Annotated in this window: 12 protein-coding genes and 1 tRNA gene; 11 read left to right on the plus strand and 2 right to left on the minus strand. The window is 58.7% G+C overall.

The window, feature by feature from the left end; translation table 11 throughout:
* Positions 1 to 235: 235 nt before the first annotated feature.
* Positions 236 to 322, minus strand: a tRNA-Leu gene (locus tag RYB09_RS21695).
* Between the two features lie 225 nt (positions 323 to 547).
* Between RYB09_RS21695 and rnr the strand changes: the two genes are divergently transcribed.
* The 8 genes from rnr (at position 548) to RYB09_RS21735 (ending at position 10,177) form a co-directional block, all read left to right on the plus strand.
* Positions 548 to 3,178, plus strand: a complete 2,631-nt coding sequence (rnr, locus tag RYB09_RS21700; RefSeq protein WP_058401222.1) for a ribonuclease R — start codon at positions 548 to 550, stop codon at positions 3,176 to 3,178.
* On the plus strand, positions 3,175 to 3,936 hold the full coding sequence (rlmB, locus tag RYB09_RS21705) for a 23S rRNA (guanosine(2251)-2'-O)-methyltransferase RlmB (RefSeq protein ID WP_004666402.1): 762 nt from the start codon (positions 3,175 to 3,177) through the stop codon (positions 3,934 to 3,936). The genes rnr and rlmB overlap by 4 nt, the downstream gene beginning before the upstream one ends.
* 213 nt (positions 3,937 to 4,149) lie before the next feature.
* Positions 4,150 to 4,575 (plus strand): 30S ribosomal protein S6, encoded by a 426-nt coding sequence (rpsF, locus tag RYB09_RS21710; RefSeq protein WP_002551828.1) that lies wholly within the window; start codon positions 4,150 to 4,152, stop codon positions 4,573 to 4,575.
* Positions 4,576 to 4,603: 28 nt separating this feature from the next.
* Entirely contained in the window at positions 4,604 to 4,834 is a 231-nt protein-coding gene (gene rpsR, locus RYB09_RS21715) for a 30S ribosomal protein S18 (RefSeq protein WP_002551829.1), read from the plus strand.
* A gap of 39 nt (positions 4,835 to 4,873) precedes the next feature.
* Positions 4,874 to 5,770: a hypothetical protein gene (locus tag RYB09_RS21720; protein ID WP_316890173.1), complete on the plus strand. Its 897-nt coding sequence runs from the start codon at positions 4,874 to 4,876 to the stop codon at positions 5,768 to 5,770.
* Between the two features lie 19 nt (positions 5,771 to 5,789).
* Entirely contained in the window at positions 5,790 to 6,236 is a 447-nt protein-coding gene (gene rplI / locus RYB09_RS21725) for a 50S ribosomal protein L9 (RefSeq protein WP_002551831.1), read from the plus strand.
* Between the two features lie 123 nt (positions 6,237 to 6,359).
* Complete coding sequence (gene dnaB, locus RYB09_RS21730) at positions 6,360 to 7,754, plus strand: replicative DNA helicase (protein WP_002551832.1); 1,395 nt, start codon at positions 6,360 to 6,362, stop codon at positions 7,752 to 7,754.
* A gap of 107 nt (positions 7,755 to 7,861) precedes the next feature.
* Complete coding sequence (locus RYB09_RS21735; protein WP_316890174.1) at positions 7,862 to 10,177, plus strand: YgiQ family radical SAM protein; 2,316 nt, start codon at positions 7,862 to 7,864, stop codon at positions 10,175 to 10,177.
* Between the two features lie 51 nt (positions 10,178 to 10,228).
* On the opposite strand, the gene RYB09_RS21740 is transcribed toward RYB09_RS21735, so the two are convergent.
* Positions 10,229 to 12,973, minus strand: coding sequence for an MFS transporter (locus tag RYB09_RS21740; protein ID WP_316890176.1), 2,745 nt, complete (start codon positions 12,971 to 12,973; stop codon positions 10,229 to 10,231).
* A 273-nt stretch (positions 12,974 to 13,246) separates the two neighbouring features.
* Here RYB09_RS21740 and RYB09_RS21745 point away from each other — a divergent pair, with 273 nt between their 5' ends.
* The 3 genes from RYB09_RS21745 (at position 13,247) to RYB09_RS21755 (ending at position 20,003) form a co-directional block, all read left to right on the plus strand.
* Complete coding sequence (locus tag RYB09_RS21745; protein WP_316890178.1) at positions 13,247 to 16,525, plus strand: transglutaminase family protein; 3,279 nt, start codon at positions 13,247 to 13,249, stop codon at positions 16,523 to 16,525.
* 89 nt (positions 16,526 to 16,614) lie between these two features.
* Positions 16,615 to 19,110, plus strand: a complete 2,496-nt coding sequence (locus RYB09_RS21750) for a circularly permuted type 2 ATP-grasp protein (protein WP_316890180.1) — start codon at positions 16,615 to 16,617, stop codon at positions 19,108 to 19,110.
* Entirely contained in the window at positions 19,110 to 20,003 is an 894-nt protein-coding gene (locus RYB09_RS21755) for a transglutaminase N-terminal domain-containing protein (RefSeq protein ID WP_011167571.1), read from the plus strand. The genes RYB09_RS21750 and RYB09_RS21755 overlap by 1 nt, the downstream gene beginning before the upstream one ends.
* Positions 20,004 to 20,101 lie beyond the last annotated feature (98 nt).

Here is a 20,101-nt window from a genome sequence, read left to right on the forward strand (position 1 = left end):
GAAGACTCGAACTTCCACGACCTTGCGGTCACCAGCACCTGAAGCTGGCGTGTCTACCAATTTCACCATCTGGGCAGCATCAGCAGCGTCTCCGCCGTTGATGGGGCGCACTATACGGCGATCATTTTGCTCTGTAAACCCCTGTTTTGATTTAATAATCAAAACCTGAAAATGCAAAAACCCGCTTTCGCGGGTTTTTGTGAGGCGGGAGACTGTTGTAGTCTGTTGCCTGAATTGGTGCCCAGAAGAAGACTCGAACTTCCACGACCTTGCGGTCACCAGCACCTGAAGCTGGCGTGTCTACCAATTTCACCATCTGGGCAGTATCGGAAGGCATCAACCTGCCGATGGCGCGCACTATACGGAGCGCTTTTTAGGCTGTAAACCCCGGCGATGAAAAAAAGTCGAAAAAATTCGCGGGCGGTGTGTTTCGGGTGTTGCAGCGTGGTCAGGGAGGCTTTTTGTCGAGTGGTTTGAGCGTGAAATTTCCCGTTTCATGAGGTCTATGCCAAACTAACCCCTATATATACAAGGTGAAAACTATCTAATGGCCGATTGGCAGTCCCTCGATCCCGAGGCCGCTCGTGAAGCGGAAAAATACGAAAACCCTATTCCCAGCCGTGAGCTGATATTGCAGCACCTTGCCGAGCGCGGTTCGCCGGCCAGTCGCGAGCAACTGGTCGAAGAATTCGGCCTGACCACCGAAGATCAATTCGAGGCCCTGCGCCGTCGCCTTCGCGCGATGGAGCGCGACGCCCAGTTGATCTATACCCGTCGTGGCACTTATGCACCGGTAGACAAGCTTGACCTTATCCTGGGTCGCATCTCCGGGCATCGCGATGGCTTCGGCTTTCTGGTGCCGGACGACGGTTCCGATGACCTGTTCATGAGCCCGGCGCAAATGCGTCTGGTATTCGACGGTGACCGGGCGCTGGCGCGCGTTTCCGGCCTTGACCGTCGCGGTCGTCGCGAAGGCGTTATTGTCGAAGTGATCTCGCGTGCTCACGAAACCATCGTTGGTCGCTACTTCGAAGAGAGCGGCATTGGTTTTGTTGTACCCGATAACCCGAAAATCCAGCAGGAAGTGCTGGTAACGCCGGGCCGCAACAATAATGCGAAGATCGGCCAGTTCGTCGAGGTGAAAATCACCCACTGGCCAACGCCGCGCTTCCAGCCGCAGGGTGATGTGGTCGAAGTGGTCGGCAACTACATGGCGCCGGGCATGGAAATCGATGTTGCGCTACGCACTTACGATATTCCGCACGTGTGGCCCGAGGCTGTACTCAAGGAAGCTGCGAAGCTAAAGCCGGAAGTCGAAGAGAAGGACAAGGAAAACCGCGTAGACCTGCGCCACCTGCCTTTCGTGACCATCGATGGCGAAGACGCTCGCGACTTTGATGACGCGGTTTATTGCGAAGCCAAGCCGGGCAAGCTGCGCTTGTTCTCCGGTGGCTGGAAGCTCTACGTGGCCATTGCCGACGTATCGAGCTACGTGAAAATCGGCTCGGCGCTGGATGCTGAATCCCAGGTTCGCGGCAACTCGGTGTACTTCCCCGAGCGTGTTGTACCGATGTTGCCTGAGCAGTTGTCCAACGGCCTGTGCTCGCTGAACCCGCATGTCGATCGTCTGGCCATGGTTTGTGAGATGACCATCTCCAAGACCGGCGAGATGACTGACTACGTATTCTACGAAGGCATCATCCACTCCCACGCTCGCCTGACCTACAACAAGGTCAGCACGATCCTGGAACAGCCGAAAACGGCTGAAGCCAAAAGCCTTCGCGGCGAATACGGCGACGTGGTTCCGCACCTCAAGCAGCTTTACGCCATGTACAAGGTGTTGCTGGGTGCGCGTCATGTGCGCGGTGCGATCGATTTCGAAACTCAGGAAACCCGGATCATCTTCGGTTCCGAGCGCAAGATTGCCGAAATCCGTCCGACCACTCGTAACGATGCTCACAAGCTGATCGAAGAGTGCATGCTGGCCGCCAACGTGGCCACCGCGCAGTTCTTGAAGAAGCACGAAATTCCCGCGTTGTACCGCGTCCATGATGGTCCGCCGCCAGAGCGTCTGGAAAAACTGCGTGCATTCCTGGGTGAGCTGGGTCTGACGCTGCACAAAGGCAAGGAAGGACCGACACCGAAGGATTATCAGGCGCTGCTTGAAACCGTTCGTGACCGTCCGGATTACCACCTGATTCAGACCGTCATGCTGCGTTCGTTGAGCCAGGCCGTTTACAGCTCGGACAACAACGGCCACTTCGGTCTGAATTACGAAGCGTATACGCACTTCACCTCGCCGATCCGTCGTTATCCGGATCTGCTGACGCACCGTGCTATTCGCAGCGTTATCCGCTCCAAGCAGGATACTCCACACGTACGTCGTGCCGGTGCTGCAACGATTCCGAAGGCGCGTATCTACCCGTACGACGACGCGCTGCTCGATCAGTTGGGCGAACAATGCTCGATGAGCGAGCGCCGTGCCGACGAGGCTACGCGCGACGTGGTCAACTGGCTCAAGTGCGAGTACATGAAAGATCGCGTGGGCGAGTCATTCCCGGGCGTGATTACGGCGGTAACCGGCTTTGGCCTGTTCGTCGAGCTGACTGACATCTACGTCGAAGGTCTGGTTCACGTCACGGCTCTGCCGGGTGATTACTACCATTTCGACCCCCTGCATCACCGCCTTGCCGGCGAGCGTACCGGGCGTAACTTCCGTCTGGGCGACAGCGTCGAAGTGCGCGTCATGCGTGTTGATCTGGATGAGCGCAAGATCGACTTCGAGATTTCCGAAACCGCAGCGGCTGCAACGCCGGTTGGTCGCAAGCGTCGTGGTCATGACACTGCGCCGCCTGCTACTACAGCGGCTGAAAAGGAAAAGGCGCCTGCCAAGTCCGGTCGCCGTAGCGCTTCTGCCAAGGAGAGCAGTACCGAAGCGTATCGCCCGAGCGATGCGGCGGCGAAAAACGCAGAAGTGCGTAAAAGCCGCGAGCTGAAAAAAGCCCTTCTGGCAGACGCGAAGGGTGGTAGCAAGGCGTCGTCGGGAAAGCCTGACAGGTCGGGCTCTGCGCCTTCATCGGGCAAGCCGGCCAGCAAACACCGTAAAGGTCCGTCAAAATCGGGCTCCGCGCCAACCGCGAAAAGTGGTGGCGCTCGTAAACCCAAGGCCAAGTCATGAGTCAGCTGGAAAAAATCTACGGTGTTCACGCCGTAGAAGCGTTACTTCGTCATCACCCGAAACGCGTCAAGCACATCTGGCTGGCCGAGGGTCGTAACGACCCCCGCGTTCAGACGCTGGTGGCGCTGGCGGGTGAGAATCGCGTGACCATTGGTCAGGCGGAGCGTCGCGAAATGGATGCCTGGGTCGAAGGCGTGCATCAAGGTGTGGTTGCCGATGTGAGTCCTAGCCAGGTCTGGGGCGAGGCAATGCTCGACGAGCTACTCGACCGCAGCGAAGGTTCGCCGTTGCTGCTGGTGCTTGATGGTGTGACCGATCCGCACAACCTCGGCGCCTGCCTGCGTACCGCCGATGCGGCAGGTGCACTGGCCGTGATCGTGCCCAAGGATAAGTCTGCGACCTTGACGCCAGCGGTGCGCAAAGTCGCCTGCGGTGCGGCAGAAGTCATCCCGCTGGTGGCTGTGACCAACCTGGCGCGCACGCTGGAAAAGCTCCAGCAGCGCGGCTTGTGGGTTGTCGGCACGGCAGGCGAGGCCGAGGTCGAGTTGTATCAACAGGACCTGACCGGCCCGACCATCATCATCATGGGTGCGGAAGGCAAGGGCATGCGTCGCCTGACCCGCGAGCACTGCGATTATCTGGTGCGTCTGCCGATGGCGGGCAGTGTCAGCAGTCTTAACGTGTCGGTCGCGACTGGCGTGTGTCTGTTTGAAGCGCTGCGTCAGCGCAGTGTCAAGGCTGCCGGCAAAAAGGCCTGATTTCGGCGCCTGGCCAGAGTGAGCAGGTCGCGCCATGCGATCTGCTCATTAATTCACCAATTGCCTTGCGCCTCCCTCGACCCTTCTCTACAATTGCGCCCCTTGCTGTCACGGCAGGCGCGCATGTGCCTGTCCCTGAGCAAGACCAACAGTGTCATTCACTCCTTGTCTGACCGCTTTTGAGCGGCAGGCTACAACCCGTAAGGAGCATTCATGCGTCATTACGAAATTATCTTTTTGGTCCACCCGGATCAAAGCGAGCAAGTCGGCGGCATGGTAGAGCGTTACACCAAGCTGATCGAAGAAGACGGCGGCAAAATCCACCGTCTGGAAGATTGGGGCCGTCGTCAACTGGCTTACGCAATCAACAATGTTCACAAGGCTCACTACGTGATGCTGAACGTTGAGTGCACTGGCAAGGCTCTGGCCGAGCTGGAAGACAACTTCCGTTACAACGATGCTGTGATCCGTAACCTGGTCATCCGTCGCGACGAAGCCGTAACTGGCCAGTCCGAGATGCTCAAGGCTGAAGAGAACCGCAGTGAGCGCCGTGAGCGTCGTGACCGTCCTGAGCACTCCGACAGCGCCGATGGCGATGACGGCGACAACAGCGACGTTAGCGATAACGCTGACGAGTAATCCACGGACCTTTTGAGGAGCCAATTACATGGCACGTTTCTTCCGTCGTCGTAAATTCTGCCGCTTCACCGCTGAAGACGTCAAAGAGATCGATTACAAAGATCTCAACACTCTGAAAGCCTACGTATCCGAGACCGGCAAAATCGTTCCAAGCCGTATCACTGGTACCAAAGCACGTTATCAGCGTCAGCTGGCCACCGCTATCAAGCGTGCCCGCTTCCTGGCCCTGCTGGCCTACACCGACAGCCACGGCCGCTGAGACCAGGTAGTCGACAAAACGTAACAAAGGATAGAAAGCATGCGTGCCCTGGCTGAATTCATCATGCGCGGCCGTATGCAGGCCACTCTTGTAGTGGCTGGATGTGCGGCATTGCCGCTGTTGTTCTGGTTGAGTGCTGCCGCAGGGTGCCTTGTGCTTCTGCGACGCGGGTTCAGTGATGCCGTTGGTGTCCTGTCCTGGGCTCTGCTGCCGGCTTTGGTCTGGTGGTATTTCGGCGAACCTCGTACAGCCATGGTGCTGGCAGGTTCGCTGAGTTTGGCAATGGTTTTGCGTGCCAGCGAGTCCTGGGTCCGCGTGCTGCTGGTCAGCGTGGCGTTGGGTGTGGTGTATGCAGTAATTCTGGGCACGGTTTTTCGCGAACCTCTGGAAGCAATGTCGCAGGAGCTGCAAAAGCATCTGCCGACAATGCTGGCCGGGCTCTACGAGCAGTTGAACGTAGAAGAGCGAGCGCGTCTGGGGGCACTGATTGCACCCGTCCTGAATGGCCTGATAGCGGCTGTGCTGCAAATTGTCAGTGTGCTGTGCCTGATTCTTGGGCGGTACTGGCAAGCGATGTTGTACAACCCTGGTGGTTTCGGGCGTGAATTTCGCGCTGTGAAACTCCCGCTGGTGCCTGCGTTGGCGCTGTTGGTGTGCATGCTGGTGGGGCCGAATTTCGGTCCGCAGATAGCAATACTTACACCGCTTTGCAGCGTACCGCTGGTGTTTGCGGGGCTGGCTCTGATCCACGGTCTGGTTGCTGAAAAGCGGCTTTCCCGGTTCTGGCTGGTAGGGATGTACATAACGCTGCTGGTGTTCATGCAACTGATCTATCCGTTGCTCGTGGTAATTGCCATTGTCGACAGCCTGATTGATTTTCGCGGTCGCCGGAGTTCGAAAGATTCCGGCAATGGTCCTGCGAACGGTGAAGGTTAAAAGTTAAGAGGATTTCCACATGCAACTGATCCTTCTGGAAAAAGTCGCCAACCTGGGCAACCTGGGCGACAAAGTAAACGTTAAGGCCGGCTACGGTCGTAACTACCTGCTGCCTTACGGCAAAGCAACCGCTGCAACCGCTGCCAACGTGGCTGCGTTTGAAGAGCGTCGTGCAGAGCTGGAAAAACTGGCTGCAGACAAGAAAGCATCTGCCGAAACTCGCGCTGCTCAACTGGCTGAGCTGGAAGTGACTATCACTGCCACCGCTGGTGACGAAGGCAAGCTGTTCGGTTCGATCGGTACGCACGACATCGCTGATGCACTGACCGCCTCCGGCGTTGAAGTTGCAAAAAGCGAAGTTCGTCTGCCGAACGGCACTATCCGCAACGTTGGCGAATACGACGTAGCCGTGCACCTGCACAGCGACGTAGAAGCGACCGTACGCGTTGTCGTAGTGGCTGCTTAAGCAATACGTAATCGTCTGGCGGCATTGCTGCCAGAGGATTAACATCGGGCACGATCCTGTTCACAGGTCGTGCCCTTTGTCTTTGTGCCATCCCCATTCTGCAAACCTCGAATTGAAGTGGCCATGAACGATATTTCCACCCCCGAACAATACGATCTGCAAACCGCTGCCCTGAAGGTGCCGCCACATTCCATCGAGGCCGAACAGGCCGTGCTCGGTGGTTTGATGCTGGATAACAACGCCTGGGAGCGGGTGCTTGATCAAGTTTCCGATGGTGATTTCTATCGACATGACCACCGCCTGATATTCCGCGCCATCGCCCGCTTGGCCGACCAGAACAGCCCGATTGACGTGGTCACCCTGGCTGAGCAGCTGGACAAGGAAGGGCAGACCTCGCAAGTAGGCGGCCTGGGCTACCTCAGTGAGCTGGCGAAAAACACGCCTTCTGTCGCCAACATCAAGGCCTACGCGCAGATTGTCCGGGCACGTGCCACATTGCGGCAATTGATCGGCATCAGCACCGAAATTGCCGACAGTGCGTTCAACCCGGAAGGCCGTACCGCCGAAGAAATTCTTGACGAGGCTGAGCGGCAGATCTTCCAGATCGCCGAAGCGCGCCCCAAGACGGGCGGTCCGGTCAGCGTCAACGACCTGCTGACCAAGGCCATCGACCGTATCGATACCCTGTTCAACAGTGATAACGCCATCACCGGCCTGTCCACCGGGTATACCGACCTCGACGAAAAGACCAGCGGAATGCAGCCCGCCGACCTGATCATCGTTGCCGGACGTCCGTCGATGGGTAAAACCACGTTTGCCATGAACCTTGTCGAGAATGCGGTGCTGCGCAGTGACAAGGTGGTTCTGGTCTACTCGCTGGAGATGCCAGGTGAATCGCTGATCATGCGTATGTTGTCGTCACTGGGGCGCATCGACCAGACCAAGGTGCGCGCGGGTCAGCTCGACGACGATGACTGGCCGCGGCTGACGTCCGCGGTCAACCTGCTCAATGATCGCAAGCTGTTCATCGATGACACTGCCGGTATCAGCCCGTCCGAAATGCGTGCGCGTACCCGGCGGATCGTACGTGAGCACGGCGATATCGCCATGATCATGATCGACTACCTGCAGTTGATGCAGATTCCCGGCTCGAGCGGTGACAACCGGACCAACGAAATTTCCGAGATTTCGCGCTCGCTGAAAGCGCTGGCCAAGGAATTCAACTGCCCGGTCATTGCCCTGTCGCAGCTCAACCGCTCCCTTGAGCAGCGGCCGAACAAGCGTCCGATCAACTCCGACCTCCGGGAATCCGGAGCGATCGAGCAGGACGCCGACGTGATCATGTTCGTCTACCGGGACGAGGTGTATCACCCGGAAACCGAGCATAAAGGCATTGCCGAGATCATCATCGGCAAGCAGCGTAACGGGCCGATCGGCACCACACGCCTCGCATTCATCGGCAAATACACGCGTTTCGAGAACCTGGCACCGGGCAGTTACAACTTCGACGACGATTGACCCGAGGCCAGGCCAATCAAATCCGACCACTGTCGTCGGGTTTGATCAAAAAATGTGCTATATTCCGCGCCCGCGATTTTTCCAACGTGCAAACGTAGGTCCTGAACATGCAAGCAGCCAAGCCGTTATTTGACTATCCCAAGTACTGGGCCGAATGTTTCGGACCAGCACCTTTCCTGCCCATGAGCCGGGAAGAGATGGATCTGCTTGGCTGGGATTCCTGCGACATCATCATCGTTACCGGTGATGCGTACGTCGATCACCCGTCTTTCGGCATGGCGATCATCGGCCGTCTGCTTGAGTCCCAGGGCTTTCGGGTCGGGATCATTGCGCAGCCAAACTGGCAGTCCAAAGACGACTTCATGAAGCTCGGCGAGCCGAACCTGTTCTTCGGTGTCGCTGCAGGCAACATGGACTCGATGATCAACCGCTATACCGCGGACAAGAAGATTCGCTCCGATGACGCCTATACCCCTGGCGGCATGGCTGGCAAGCGTCCGGATCGCGCGAGTCTGGTCTACAGCCAGCGCTGCAAGGAAGCCTACAAGCATGTACCAATCGTGCTGGGAGGCATCGAAGCTTCGCTGCGCCGCATCGCGCACTATGACTACTGGCAGGACAAGGTTCGCAACTCGATCCTGATTGACGCCTGCGCCGACATCCTGCTGTACGGCAATGCCGAACGCGCGATTGTCGAAGTCGCTCAGCGCCTGTCCTATGGCCACAAGATCGAAGACATCACCGATGTGCGCGGCACCGCGTTCATTCGTCGCGACACGCCGCAGGGTTGGTACGAAGTCGATTCGACACGTATTGACCGTCCGGGCAAGGTCGACAAGATCATCAACCCGTACGTCAACACCCAGGACACGCAGGCCTGCGCCATCGAGCAGGAAAAAGGCAACGTCGAGGACCCTAACGAAGCCAAGGTGGTGCAGATTCTTGCCAGCCCGCGCATGACCCGGGACAAGACGGTCATCCGCCTGCCATCGGTGGAAAAGGTCCGTAATGACGCTGTGCTGTATGCCCACGCCAACCGCGTCTTGCACCTTGAAACCAACCCGGGCAACGCCCGCGCGCTGGTGCAGAAGCATGGAGAGGTCGACGTCTGGTTCAACCCGCCGCCCATTCCGATGACCACTGAAGAAATGGACTACGTGTTTGGCATGCCTTACGCGCGTGTCCCGCATCCTGCGTACGGCAAGGAAAAGATCCCTGCCTACGACATGATTCGTTTCTCGGTGAACATCATGCGTGGCTGCTTCGGCGGCTGCACCTTCTGCTCGATCACCGAGCATGAAGGCCGGATCATTCAGAACCGCTCCGAAGAGTCGATCATTCGCGAAATCGAAGAGATTCGCGACAAGGTGCCGGGCTTTACTGGCGTGATTTCCGACCTGGGCGGGCCGACCGCGAACATGTACCGCATCGCCTGCAAAAGCCCGGAGATCGAATCGGCTTGCCGTAAGCCGTCCTGCGTATTCCCCGGCATCTGCCCGAACCTGAATACCGATCACTCATCGCTGATTCAGCTGTATCGCAGTGCCCGCGCCCTGCCGGGCGTGAAGAAAATCCTGATCGCCTCGGGCCTGCGCTACGACCTGGCGGTCGAGTCGCCGGAGTATGTCAAAGAGCTGGTAACGCACCACGTGGGTGGTTACCTGAAGATCGCCCCGGAGCACACCGAGGAAGGTCCGCTCAACCAGATGATGAAGCCGGGCATTGGCAGCTATGACAAATTCAAGCGCATGTTCGAGAAGTACACCAAGGAAGCCGGCAAGGAGCAGTACCTGATTCCTTACTTCATCGCCGCACACCCCGGCACCACCGATGAAGACATGATGAACCTGGCGCTGTGGCTCAAGGGCAACGGCTTCCGCGCGGATCAGGTGCAGGCGTTCTACCCGTCGCCGATGGCAACCGCCACGGCCATGTACCACTCCGGCAAGAACCCTTTGCGCAAAGTCACCTACAAGAGCGACGCAGTCACGATTGTGAAGAGTGAAGCGCAGCGTCGTCTGCACAAGGCCTTCCTGCGGTATCACGACCCGAAAGGCTGGCCGATGTTGCGCGAGGCCCTTGAACGCATGGGCCGTGCCGATCTGATCGGGCCGGGCAAGGATCAACTGATCCCGTTGCATCAGCCGGCGACCGACAGCTATCAAAGTGCGCGCCGCAAGAACTCGACGCCAGCTGGCAGCCACAAGGTTGCCAAGAACGCGAAGACTACGCTGATCCAGACCCAGCATACTGGCCTGCCACCGCGTGGCAGCGATGGCAGCAAGCCGTGGGACAAACGCGAAGAGGCCAAGGCCGCCGCAATGGCGCGCAACAAGCAGGCCGCCAAGGAGCGCATGGATGCAGCCAAGGGTGGCAAGGGCAAAGGCGGCAAGCCAGCCCGCAAGCCTGCAGTGCCTCGCTGATAGCTATGGGCCGCAGGTACGCTTGTGCCTGCGGCCCGGCTGTTCTTCAGGTCAGGTAGCCTTTTGCTCTTCAGCTTGAGGCTCCTGCGTGCCCATACTGGCGAGAAGTCTGCGACTGTAACCCTTACCTACGTTTATCGCCAAAAATTTCCAGGTGACGTGCTTCACGACGAATTGCGAAACGCCAGTCAATACTTTCCCCGCCATGTCAGGGGCTAGCCTGATATTGATCGAGGTGGTACCTCTGAGTGTAATGCGCGTTTTCATGAGCAATTTCGAAACATGAACTTTGCCAACTCGGGCTATCAGCTTTTTGCCTAAACGCGTGGCGACCTTTGCAGTACCTGCAAGTAGCTTTCCGGCGAAACCACCGTACGGAATCATGTAGACCGTCAGCCCTAGTGCTCCTGCCCTCATGCGGTTTTTCTCTCCGGACAGGAGGCTTTTGAATTCGTGCCAGGGCGTCAGAGATATCAGGATATTGGTTATCTCTTCGATAGCCCCGGGCGCGCTTTTGTCCTTTTCTATTTTGGTAATGCCTTTGCATTGTGCATAAAGGTCATCCTCATTAATGTAGAACAACTGGCTGCAGACAATACTGGCAATGCCGGTACAGCGTTTTGAAAACGTGGTTATGGGCATATGCAGGGCTGTCTCAGTGTTCGATGGGCCGAATGGCTCGCCAACAATTTCTGCAATCATGGTGGCGGTCGCGCCATCACGCGGTTCATCGCCGCGCAGGTAGGCGTTTTGATCAAACGGCAATGTTCTTCCCTTATTGACAACCACCGGCGTCGGGATTGTGGATGTAATCGTCCAGAACTCGATCCCGGGTACACCATTCTCGATAAGCGCCTTCAGATCAGGGCGATACCGCACCCTCATCAACAGCGGGAAAACTTCGTAGAACCTTGTTTTACCTTCGTAGACAGCCTCAATGATAAAACCGGCGCGCCCTCGTAGTGGTTCTCGATGCTCCTCGCTTTCTGCAACAGCCATCAGGTCTTGGGTCGGTAGTCTGAGCGAGTAGAGTGATACGGCACCATTTTCGATGGCCAGGCGATGCTTGAAAGGCAGTTGAGTCAGCAACTTTTTAATGATTGTCGCGTAAGCCTTGCGGGCATCCGCCAGATAAGCCTGAAACTCATGCTCGAATTGTTGATTGATGTCTGGCAGCGCCTTGTACAGCAACTGCATTTCACGGTTTATGGGAAGTAGGCCTTCCGTGCTGTCGCGCCCCGGCAGTCTCCAGTCATCAATGTTTTCACCGGCCATGTAGACCTCCAGCAACGACGACGAATCGTGTTTTATGCCGTAAGCGTTATAGGGCAGATTGGATGCTGAGAGGGTGCCTTTATGATCGCGATAGACAGGCGTATGGCTTTTGCGTAGCACCGCCAGCCTGGGGCGTAGATCAATGGGCGGGAATGGGTAATCTTCCTGCTCAAGTATCTGTTGAATTGCAGGCGTTCTTCGCGCTTCTGTCATGGCGACGATGGCCAGCGCCTTGCGTTCTGGCGCTGTGCGAACCAGTGCATTCACAGCTTCAAGTGATTCGGTTTCGGATTCTTCGAACGCGCTGACTGCCTGTGCTATCTCTTGTTCGGAATAAGGCAGGTTGCCCTGAATACGGATATAACCGTTGGCCTGCGCCCATGCCAGAAGGATGGGCAGGCGGGTTGTGAGATAGGCTGCCTGCTGTTCTTCGGTGTCCATCTTTTTGTTGAAGATCACTGGCAGTTCGATCAGGTCGTCAAAGCTCATCCAGCGTGAAGAACCAAACTCGATGGCTTCCGCAAGGGTGACCCCATGCTGAAAATTGACCCACACTTCAGTACAACCATATGGCAGATCGTCGGGAACACCGTTGACCAGCCATTCAGGGCAGTTCTCCAGTGCCAGTATGAAGCGTGCGAGTATTGCTTCGTTGATCGACGCCGCCTTGCCCGTGTTGATCAGGTGGCTGTGCATATCGTTCAGGATGTCAGCGTGGCTACGCCCCAGGTTTTCTGTTCTGGAGAATGTGTAGCCGGCAATTTCTCCAGGCTTTCGATCCTCAGGTTGCTGAAGATCGCTGCTGATGGCATGCCATAAAATCCGGTCCATGAGTGTCATCAGGGACGCGGACGTTTCTCCCTCAGGCCGATCAAGTTGTGCCAGCAGCGTTTGTCCCAATGCCCTTGCCGGTCCGGATCTGAGAACCCGGGCCATAACCGCCACTGGGGAGTCCTGCACATCTGCCAGTGGACAGGAGGCAATGATTTCAGCACCCAGCTTGCTTAGCAGCGTGCCACCTTCGTTGCCCAAGTACTCGGTGCAGGCTCGTTTCAGGTCCTGCAGATTTTTCGGTGTCAGCATGACCTTGATGTCGAACTGATCAATAAGCCCCAATTCCTGACTGGCGCGAAGTTCTGCCAGCGTATTGAGCAGGGTTTTGATTGCCGTTTTGTCAGGCGATGGTGGAAGCGACAACCCGTAGTTGTAGCTCAGCATCAATGCCAGGCTGACGCGGCCATCGCTGTCTATCTGAAACGGCAACTCCTGCTTTTCGGCTTGAAGCGGTGCAGGCAGAGCCGCTTTCTCAGCGCAGTATTCGCCGAATCCGGACGCTGGATCTGGCTTGATCCGAATGTCTTCAAGGCTGATAGGGGCATTGCTGCTCTGCATTACCGCAAGCAATGCTTTTCGTGTCGTCTCGTAGTCAGCACTTTCGGCCGGATCCATGAGGTCGATGTGAGCGTCGACAGCTTGGGCCGGTTCTGAAAGCGGTTGTTGCGCGGGATTTAGCTGTGTCATTACAAGTGCTCCGATAATGGTTAATCATTGGAGGACGATGTAATCAGTCATCAATCTGGCTGTGGCACTAAGTAAATATTGCGTGCGGGTCCAACCTTATTGCCCTGTGCGCCCCGTTTCCGTGCGACCCTTGCACCTTCAGTTCAGGCGAGCACATTTTTGGTGCTGCGCCTGATCGGGCGGGGAATGTCACTCTCGTTGGCGCACGACTTTGACCGGATGGCATAAGTCTTGCGCGGCTCAATTACCGTTCAGGCTCGCAGGAGGCACGCCGTGTCGATTCATATTGCCTTGCACCATGTCACGCACTATCGCTACGAACGCGCGGTCGAACTGGGTCCTCAGATCGTTCGCCTGCGCCCGGCCGCTCACAGCCGCACGCGCGTACTGTCGTATTCGCTGAAAGTCCTGCCCGAAAACCACTTCATCAACTGGCAGCAGGACCCTCAAGGTAATTACCTGGCGCGTCTGGTCTTCCCGGAAAAGACCAGGGAATTTCGCGTCGAGGTCGATCTGGTCGCCGAGATGGCGGTGTTCAATCCGTTCGACTTCTTTCTGGAGCCTTACGCCGAGAACATTCCGTTCACCTACGCCAGCGAAGAGCAGCGCGAGCTGGCGCCGTACCTCGAAAAACTGCCGCTGACCCCGAGATTTCGGGCGTATCTGGACAGCATCAGTCGCGAGCCGATACCCGCCATCGACTTTCTGGTGGGCCTCAACCAGCGCCTGAGTCAGGATGTCGCTTACCTGATCCGTATGGAACCGGGTGTGCAGACCCCGGAATTCACCCTGGAAAACGCTTCAGGTTCTTGCCGTGACTCCGCGTGGCTGCTGGTGCAGCTGTTGCGCCATCTGGGCATGGCGGCGCGATTTGTATCGGGCTATCTCATCCAGCTCAAGGCCGATGTCGAGGCGCTGGACGGGCCGTCGGGCACTGATGTCGACTTCACCGACCTGCATGCCTGGTGCGAGGTCTATCTGCCGGGTGCTGGCTGGGTCGGTCTGGATGCTACTTCCGGCCTCTTTGCAGGCGAAGGGCATATTCCGCTGGCGTGCAGCCCGGAGCCGTCTTCCGCAGCGCCGATCAGCGGTCTGGTCGAGCCGTGCGAAACCGATTTCAGCCACGAAATGTCGGTCGAGCGCATCTGGGAGGCGCCACGCGTCACCAAGCCTTACACCGAAGCGCAATGGCAGGACATACAGGCACTTGGCCGACAGATCGACGCGGACCTGACGCGTGACGACGTGCGCCTGACCATGGGCGGCGAACCGACGTTCGTGTCCATCGATGATCGCGACGGTGCCGAGTGGAACACGGCTGCGCTGGGGCCTCGCAAGCGTGAGCTGTCTGCCGAGCTGTTTCAGCGCATGCGCGCGCATTACGCGCCACTGGGGATCGTGCATTTCGGCCAGGGCAAATGGTATCCGGGCGAACAGTTGCCACGCTGGTCACTGAACTGTTTCTGGCGCAAGGATGGCAAACCGGTCTGGCGCAACAATGCGCTGATCGCCGATGAAACCCAGGATTACGGCGCTACCGGCGAGCTGGCCGGGCGCTTTCTGGCCAGCGTTGCCGAGCGTCTGAAACTACCGGCCCGTTTCGTTTTTCCGGCTTACGAAGACAATTTCTACTACCTGTGGCGCGAAGGTGCGTTGCCGGTCAACGTGACTGCTGAAGACTCGCGGCTGGGTGATGAGCTGGAGCGCGCGCGTCTGCGCAAGGTATTCGCTCAGGGGCTGGACAAGATGATTGGTCAGGTCCTGCCGTTGGCCCGTAATGCAGGCGGCGATAGCTGGCAGAGTGGCCGCTGGTATTTGCGTGACGAACACTGCCGTCTGGTGCCGGGTGATTCCGCGCTGGGCTATCGCCTGCCATTGGCATCGCAGCCCTGGGTCAAGGCGGCGGAGTATCCGTTCATTCATCCGACCGATCATAACCAGGACTTCCCCGAGCTTGCCGACAGCGACTCGCTGACCTCGGCGCTCAAGTCCACAGATATCGACGCCGAACGCTCGCCGAAAATCGATGAGTCGGCCGACTGGCTGACTCGTACGGCGCTGTGTGCCGAAGCGCGCGACGGGCGTCTGTATCTGTTTATGCCGCCACTGCAAAAGCTTGAGGAATACCTTGAACTGGTGGCCGTGATCGAAGCGACCGCTGAAGAACTGCAATGCCCGATTCTGCTGGAAGGCTACGAGCCACCTAGCGATCCGCGTCTGTGTAACTTCCGCATTACCCCGGACCCTGGTGTGATCGAGGTCAACGTGCAGCCGTCCGCCAGTTGGGACGAGTTGGTCGAGCGCACCGAGTTTCTTTACGAGCAGGCGCGTCTCACACGTCTGACCACAGAGAAATTCATGATCGACGGCCGCCACACCGGCACAGGCGGCGGCAACCACTTCGTGCTGGGCGGTGCGACACCGGCGGATTCGCCGTTTTTGCGTCGTCCAGACCTGCTGCGCAGTCTGATCAGCTATTGGCACAACCATCCTTCGCTGTCGTATCTGTTTTCCGGCCTGTTCATCGGCCCGACGTCCCAGGCACCACGCATCGATGAGGCGCGCAACGACTCGCTTTATGAAATGGAAATCGCCTTCGCACAGATGCCGGAGCCTGGTGAGGATGTCGCGCCGTGGATCGTGGACCGCCTGTTGCGCAACCTGTTGATCGACGTCACCGGCAACACCCATCGAGCCGAATTCTGCATCGACAAGCTGTACTCGCCCGATGGTGCAACCGGGCGTCTTGGCCTGCTGGAGCTGCGTGCCTTCGAGATGCCGCCGCATGCGCGCATGAGCCTGGCGCAGCAGTTACTGCTACGCGCACTGGTGGCGCGTTTCTGGCGTGAACCCTATGCACCGGCCAAGCTGGCACGCTGGGGCACGCAATTACATGATCGCTTCATGCTGCCGCACTTCATCGAGCAGGATTTCGCCGATGTGGTCGCCGACCTCAACGCAGCAGGCTACCCGGTACAGGCCGACTGGTTCTCTGCGCATTTGGAATTTCGCTTTCCGAAAGTGGGTGATTACGCCGTCAACGGCATCGAGCTGGAGCTGCGGCAGGCGCTGGAGCCCTGGCACGTTCTGGGTGAAGAAGGCTCGGCCGGTGGCGCGGTGCGCTACGTCGATTCGTCGCTGGAGCGCTTGCAGGTGCATCTCAGCGGGCTACCACCGCAGCGCTACGTATTGACCTGCAACGGCGTCGCGGTGCCTTTGCAGCCCACTGGACGGGTTGGCGAGTTCGTCGCGGGTGTGCGTTATCGCGCCTGGCAACCGGCCAACTGCCTGCAACCGACCATCGGCGTGCATGCGCCACTGGTTTTTGATCTGCTCGACACCTGGATGCACCGCTCACTGGGTGGCTGCGAGTATCATGTCGCCCACCCGGGCGGCCGTAACTACGAAACCTTGCCGGTCAACGCCAACGAAGCGGAAAGTCGTCGCCTGTCACGTTTCTTCCGCATCGGTCACACCCCGGGCAAACTGGACGTTCCGTCGCTCAACATTAACGACGAGCTGCCGATGACGCTGGATATGCGTCTGCATTAGAAAAACAGTGGCTCTGTGCGTCAGATGCACACGGACGTGACATCTGACTGCACTAATCTGAAGTCCTTACGTTGCCTGCCGAGCCTTCCATGCCCGACCTGCTTGACCACTACCCGCTGTCCGAGGGTACTTACCACGAAATGCTCGACGCCGACGGAGCCGTCCGCCCGCACTGGCGTCGTCTGTACGAGCACATGCGGCGCAGCAGCGCGGCGCAGCTGATCCAGCGCCAAGCCTTGCTGACCCGGCAGATCCAGGAAAACGGTGTCACCTATAACGTTTACGCCGACCCCAAAGGCGCGGATCGCCCATGGGAGCTGGACCTGTTGCCGCACATCATTGCGGCCGATGAGTGGCAGCACGTAGCGGCAGGGATTGCCCAGCGTGCACGGCTGCTCAACGCAGTGCTCGCGGACCTTTACGGCCCGCAGACGCTAATCGCCAATGGCTTGCTGCCCGCCGAACTTGTGTTTGGCCACAACAACTTTCTCTGGCCGTGTCAGGGAGTAAAACCTCCAGAAGGCACGTTCCTGCATATGTACGCGGTCGATCTGGCACGCACCCCGGACGGGCGCTGGTGGGTGACTGCCGACCGCACCCAAGCGCCTTCGGGTGCCGGTTATGCACTGGAAAATCGCCAGAGCGTCGCGCGTGCCTTGCCGGAAACCTATCGTGACCTGCAAGTCCGGCACCTCTCGGGTTTCTTCGACGCATTGCAACAGACGCTGGCCCGTCAGGCGCCAACCAGCAACGAGGCACCGCTGATCGTCCTGCTGACGCCGGGCCGTTTCAACGAAAGCTACTTCGAACACTTGTACCTGGCGCGACAACTGGGCTATCCGCTGGTCGAGGGTGGTGATCTGACCGTGCGCGATGCCACTGTCTACCTGAAAACCCTCAGCGGCTTGCGTCGGGTTCACGCCATCATGCGCCGTCTGGACGATGACTTCTGCGACCCTCTGGAATTACGTACCGATTCTGCGCTCGGTGTGCCGGGGCTGCTGGAGGCTGTGCGTCAGGGCAATGTGCTGGTCGCCAACGCATTGGGCAGTGGTGTTCTGGAGTCGCCTGGCCTGCTGGGCTTTTTGCCGAAAATCAGTCAGTACCTGTTTGGCGAAGATCTGATCCTGCCATCGGTTGCAACCTGGTGGTGCGGAGAGCCGCCCGTGCTGGCGCAAGCGCTGGAGAAACTGCCTGATCTGTTGATCAAGCCTGCATTTCCTTCGCAGCACTTCGCCCCGGTGTTCGGTCGCGATTTGAATGAGGAGCAGCGCAACGCGCTTGCCCTGCGCATGCAGTCGCGCCCCTATGCCTACGTCGCTCAGGAGCTGGCGCAGTTGTCTCATGCACCGGTGCTGCAGGCCGATGGCACCGGTTTGCAGCCGCGCGCCATCGGCATGCGCGTATACGCGGTGGCCAGCCTCGACGGCTATCGCGTACTGCCGGGCGGCCTGACCCGAGTGGCCGCCGAAGCCGATGCCGACGTGGTGTCGATGCAGCGCGGCGGTGCGAGCAAGGACACCTGGGTGCTGGGCGAACGCTCGCACCTTGGCGAGCCCTGGAAGGGGCAGCGCACGCTGGGCGTCTATGACCTGATTCGCCGTGATCCTTACCTGCCGTCGCGGGTGGTGGAGAACCTGTTCTGGTTCGGGCGTTATTGTGAACGTTGCGACGACAGTGCTCGTCTGCTGCGCATCATGTTGACGCGCTATGTCGATGACGATGATCCCCTCGCGTTGCAGGCGGCCGTCGCTCTGGCCGAGAGCCTGGGCATGCTGCCCGAAGCCGAGGAGGGCGAAGAGTTGAAGGATCGCCTGCTGGTTGCTCTGCTGGGCGACGAGTGGCCGTTCAGCCTGCGCGCCAATTTGCAGCGTTTGCAGTGGGCCGCTTCGCAAGTGCGCGGCAAGCTCTCACGGGAAAACTGGCAGGCGCTGGTCGAATTGCAGCGCGAAGCCTCAAGCCTGGAAACCGAAGAGCCGGATTTTGGCGAGCTGCTGGATTTTCTCAACCGTCTGGTGATGTCTCTGGCAGCGCTTTCCGGTTTTGCGCTGGACGACATGACCCGCGACGAAGGCTGGAGCTTTTTGATGATCGGGCGACGTATCGAGCGCCTGAAGTTTCTCAGCACCAGTCTGGCGGCGTTTTTGCGCGGCTCGGCAGTCTCGGAGAAAGCCGGGCTGGAATGGTTGCTGGAACTGGGCAACAGCAGCATTACTTATCGTTCGCGGTACATGGCCGTGCCGCACCTGATTCCGGTGCTGGACCTTTTGTTGCTTGATGAGCAGAACCCGCATGCGGTGCTGTTTCAACTCAAGCTGGTGCAACGCTCGCTGCGCCGCCTGAACGACGAGTTTGATGCGCCGCGTGACAGCAGCCTGGCGGTGCTGGCTCAGCGTCTCGCCGCATTTGACCTTGGCAGTCTGGAGAACCCGCTGTTCGGTCAGAGCAGCATCGACGCTGTTCTCGACGGGCTGGCCGATCTGCTGCAGAGCATTGGTGACAGCAGTGGGCAGGCCTCCGACCGCCTGGCGCTGCGCCATTTTGCTCACGTCGATGACGTCAGCCAACGCACGGTATCTGTTTGATGAGCGCCTTCTACCAGATTTTTCATGACACGCATTACAAGTACGACAGCCCGGTTTCGCTGGCTCAGCAACTGGCGCATCTCTGGCCGCGCAGCAGTCCGTGGCAGCGTTGCACCGAGCAGGCACTCGAGATTTTTCCGGAGCCTACCACGCGCCGTGATGAGCTGGATGTTTTCGGCAACCCGCTGACCCGACTGGCGTTCGAGCGTCCACATGATGAATTGCAGGTCAATGCGCGGTTGCGTATCGAGGTCATGGAGAAGCCGTTTCTGGACTTCAATCTGTCGCCGGAATGGGAAGTGACCCGCAGTGCGCTGACCTACAGCGCCAAGCCGATGACTGCTGATATTCTGGAGGCCTGCCGCTATCGCTTCGAATCCCCCTATGTTCACCTGAAGCGTTCGTTCGTCGAATTCTCGCAGGTCTGTTTCCCGCCGGGCCGCCCTTTGTTGTTGTGCGTACAGGCCCTGATGGAAAAGATTTTCGAGGAATTCACCTTCGATGAAGAGGCGACTCAGGTCGCCACGCCCCTGGTGGAAGTGCTGGAGCGGCGACGGGGGGTGTGTCAGGACTTCGCCCACTTGATGCTGGCGTGCCTGCGCTCTCGAGGTCTGGCCGCGCGCTACGTCAGTGGCTATCTGCTGACCCAGCCACCACCGGGCCAGCCCCGCTTGATCGGTGCCGATGCCTCGCATGCCTGGGTATCGGTGTTCTGTCCGGCTTCGGGCTGGGTCGACTTCGACCCCACCAACAATGTGCAACCTGCGCTGGAGCACATCAGCCTGGCCTGGGGGCGTGACTTCTCTGACGTCTCGCCTTTGCGCGGCGTGATTCTGGGCGGCGGCACGCATGATCCCGATGTCCGGGTGACGGTGATGCCGGTCAGCGCCTAATTACCTGCTCCCGTGAATCGTTCTTCAGAAGGGCGCTCCGTCGCGAGCGCCCGAGGGACCATTTGACGCACGTCCTTGGAACCCCGGCCCTGATCGGG

The sequence above is a fragment of the Pseudomonas syringae group sp. J254-4 genome, assembly GCF_032586855.1.
Classification (GTDB): Bacteria; Pseudomonadota; Gammaproteobacteria; order Pseudomonadales; family Pseudomonadaceae; genus Aquipseudomonas; species Aquipseudomonas amygdali.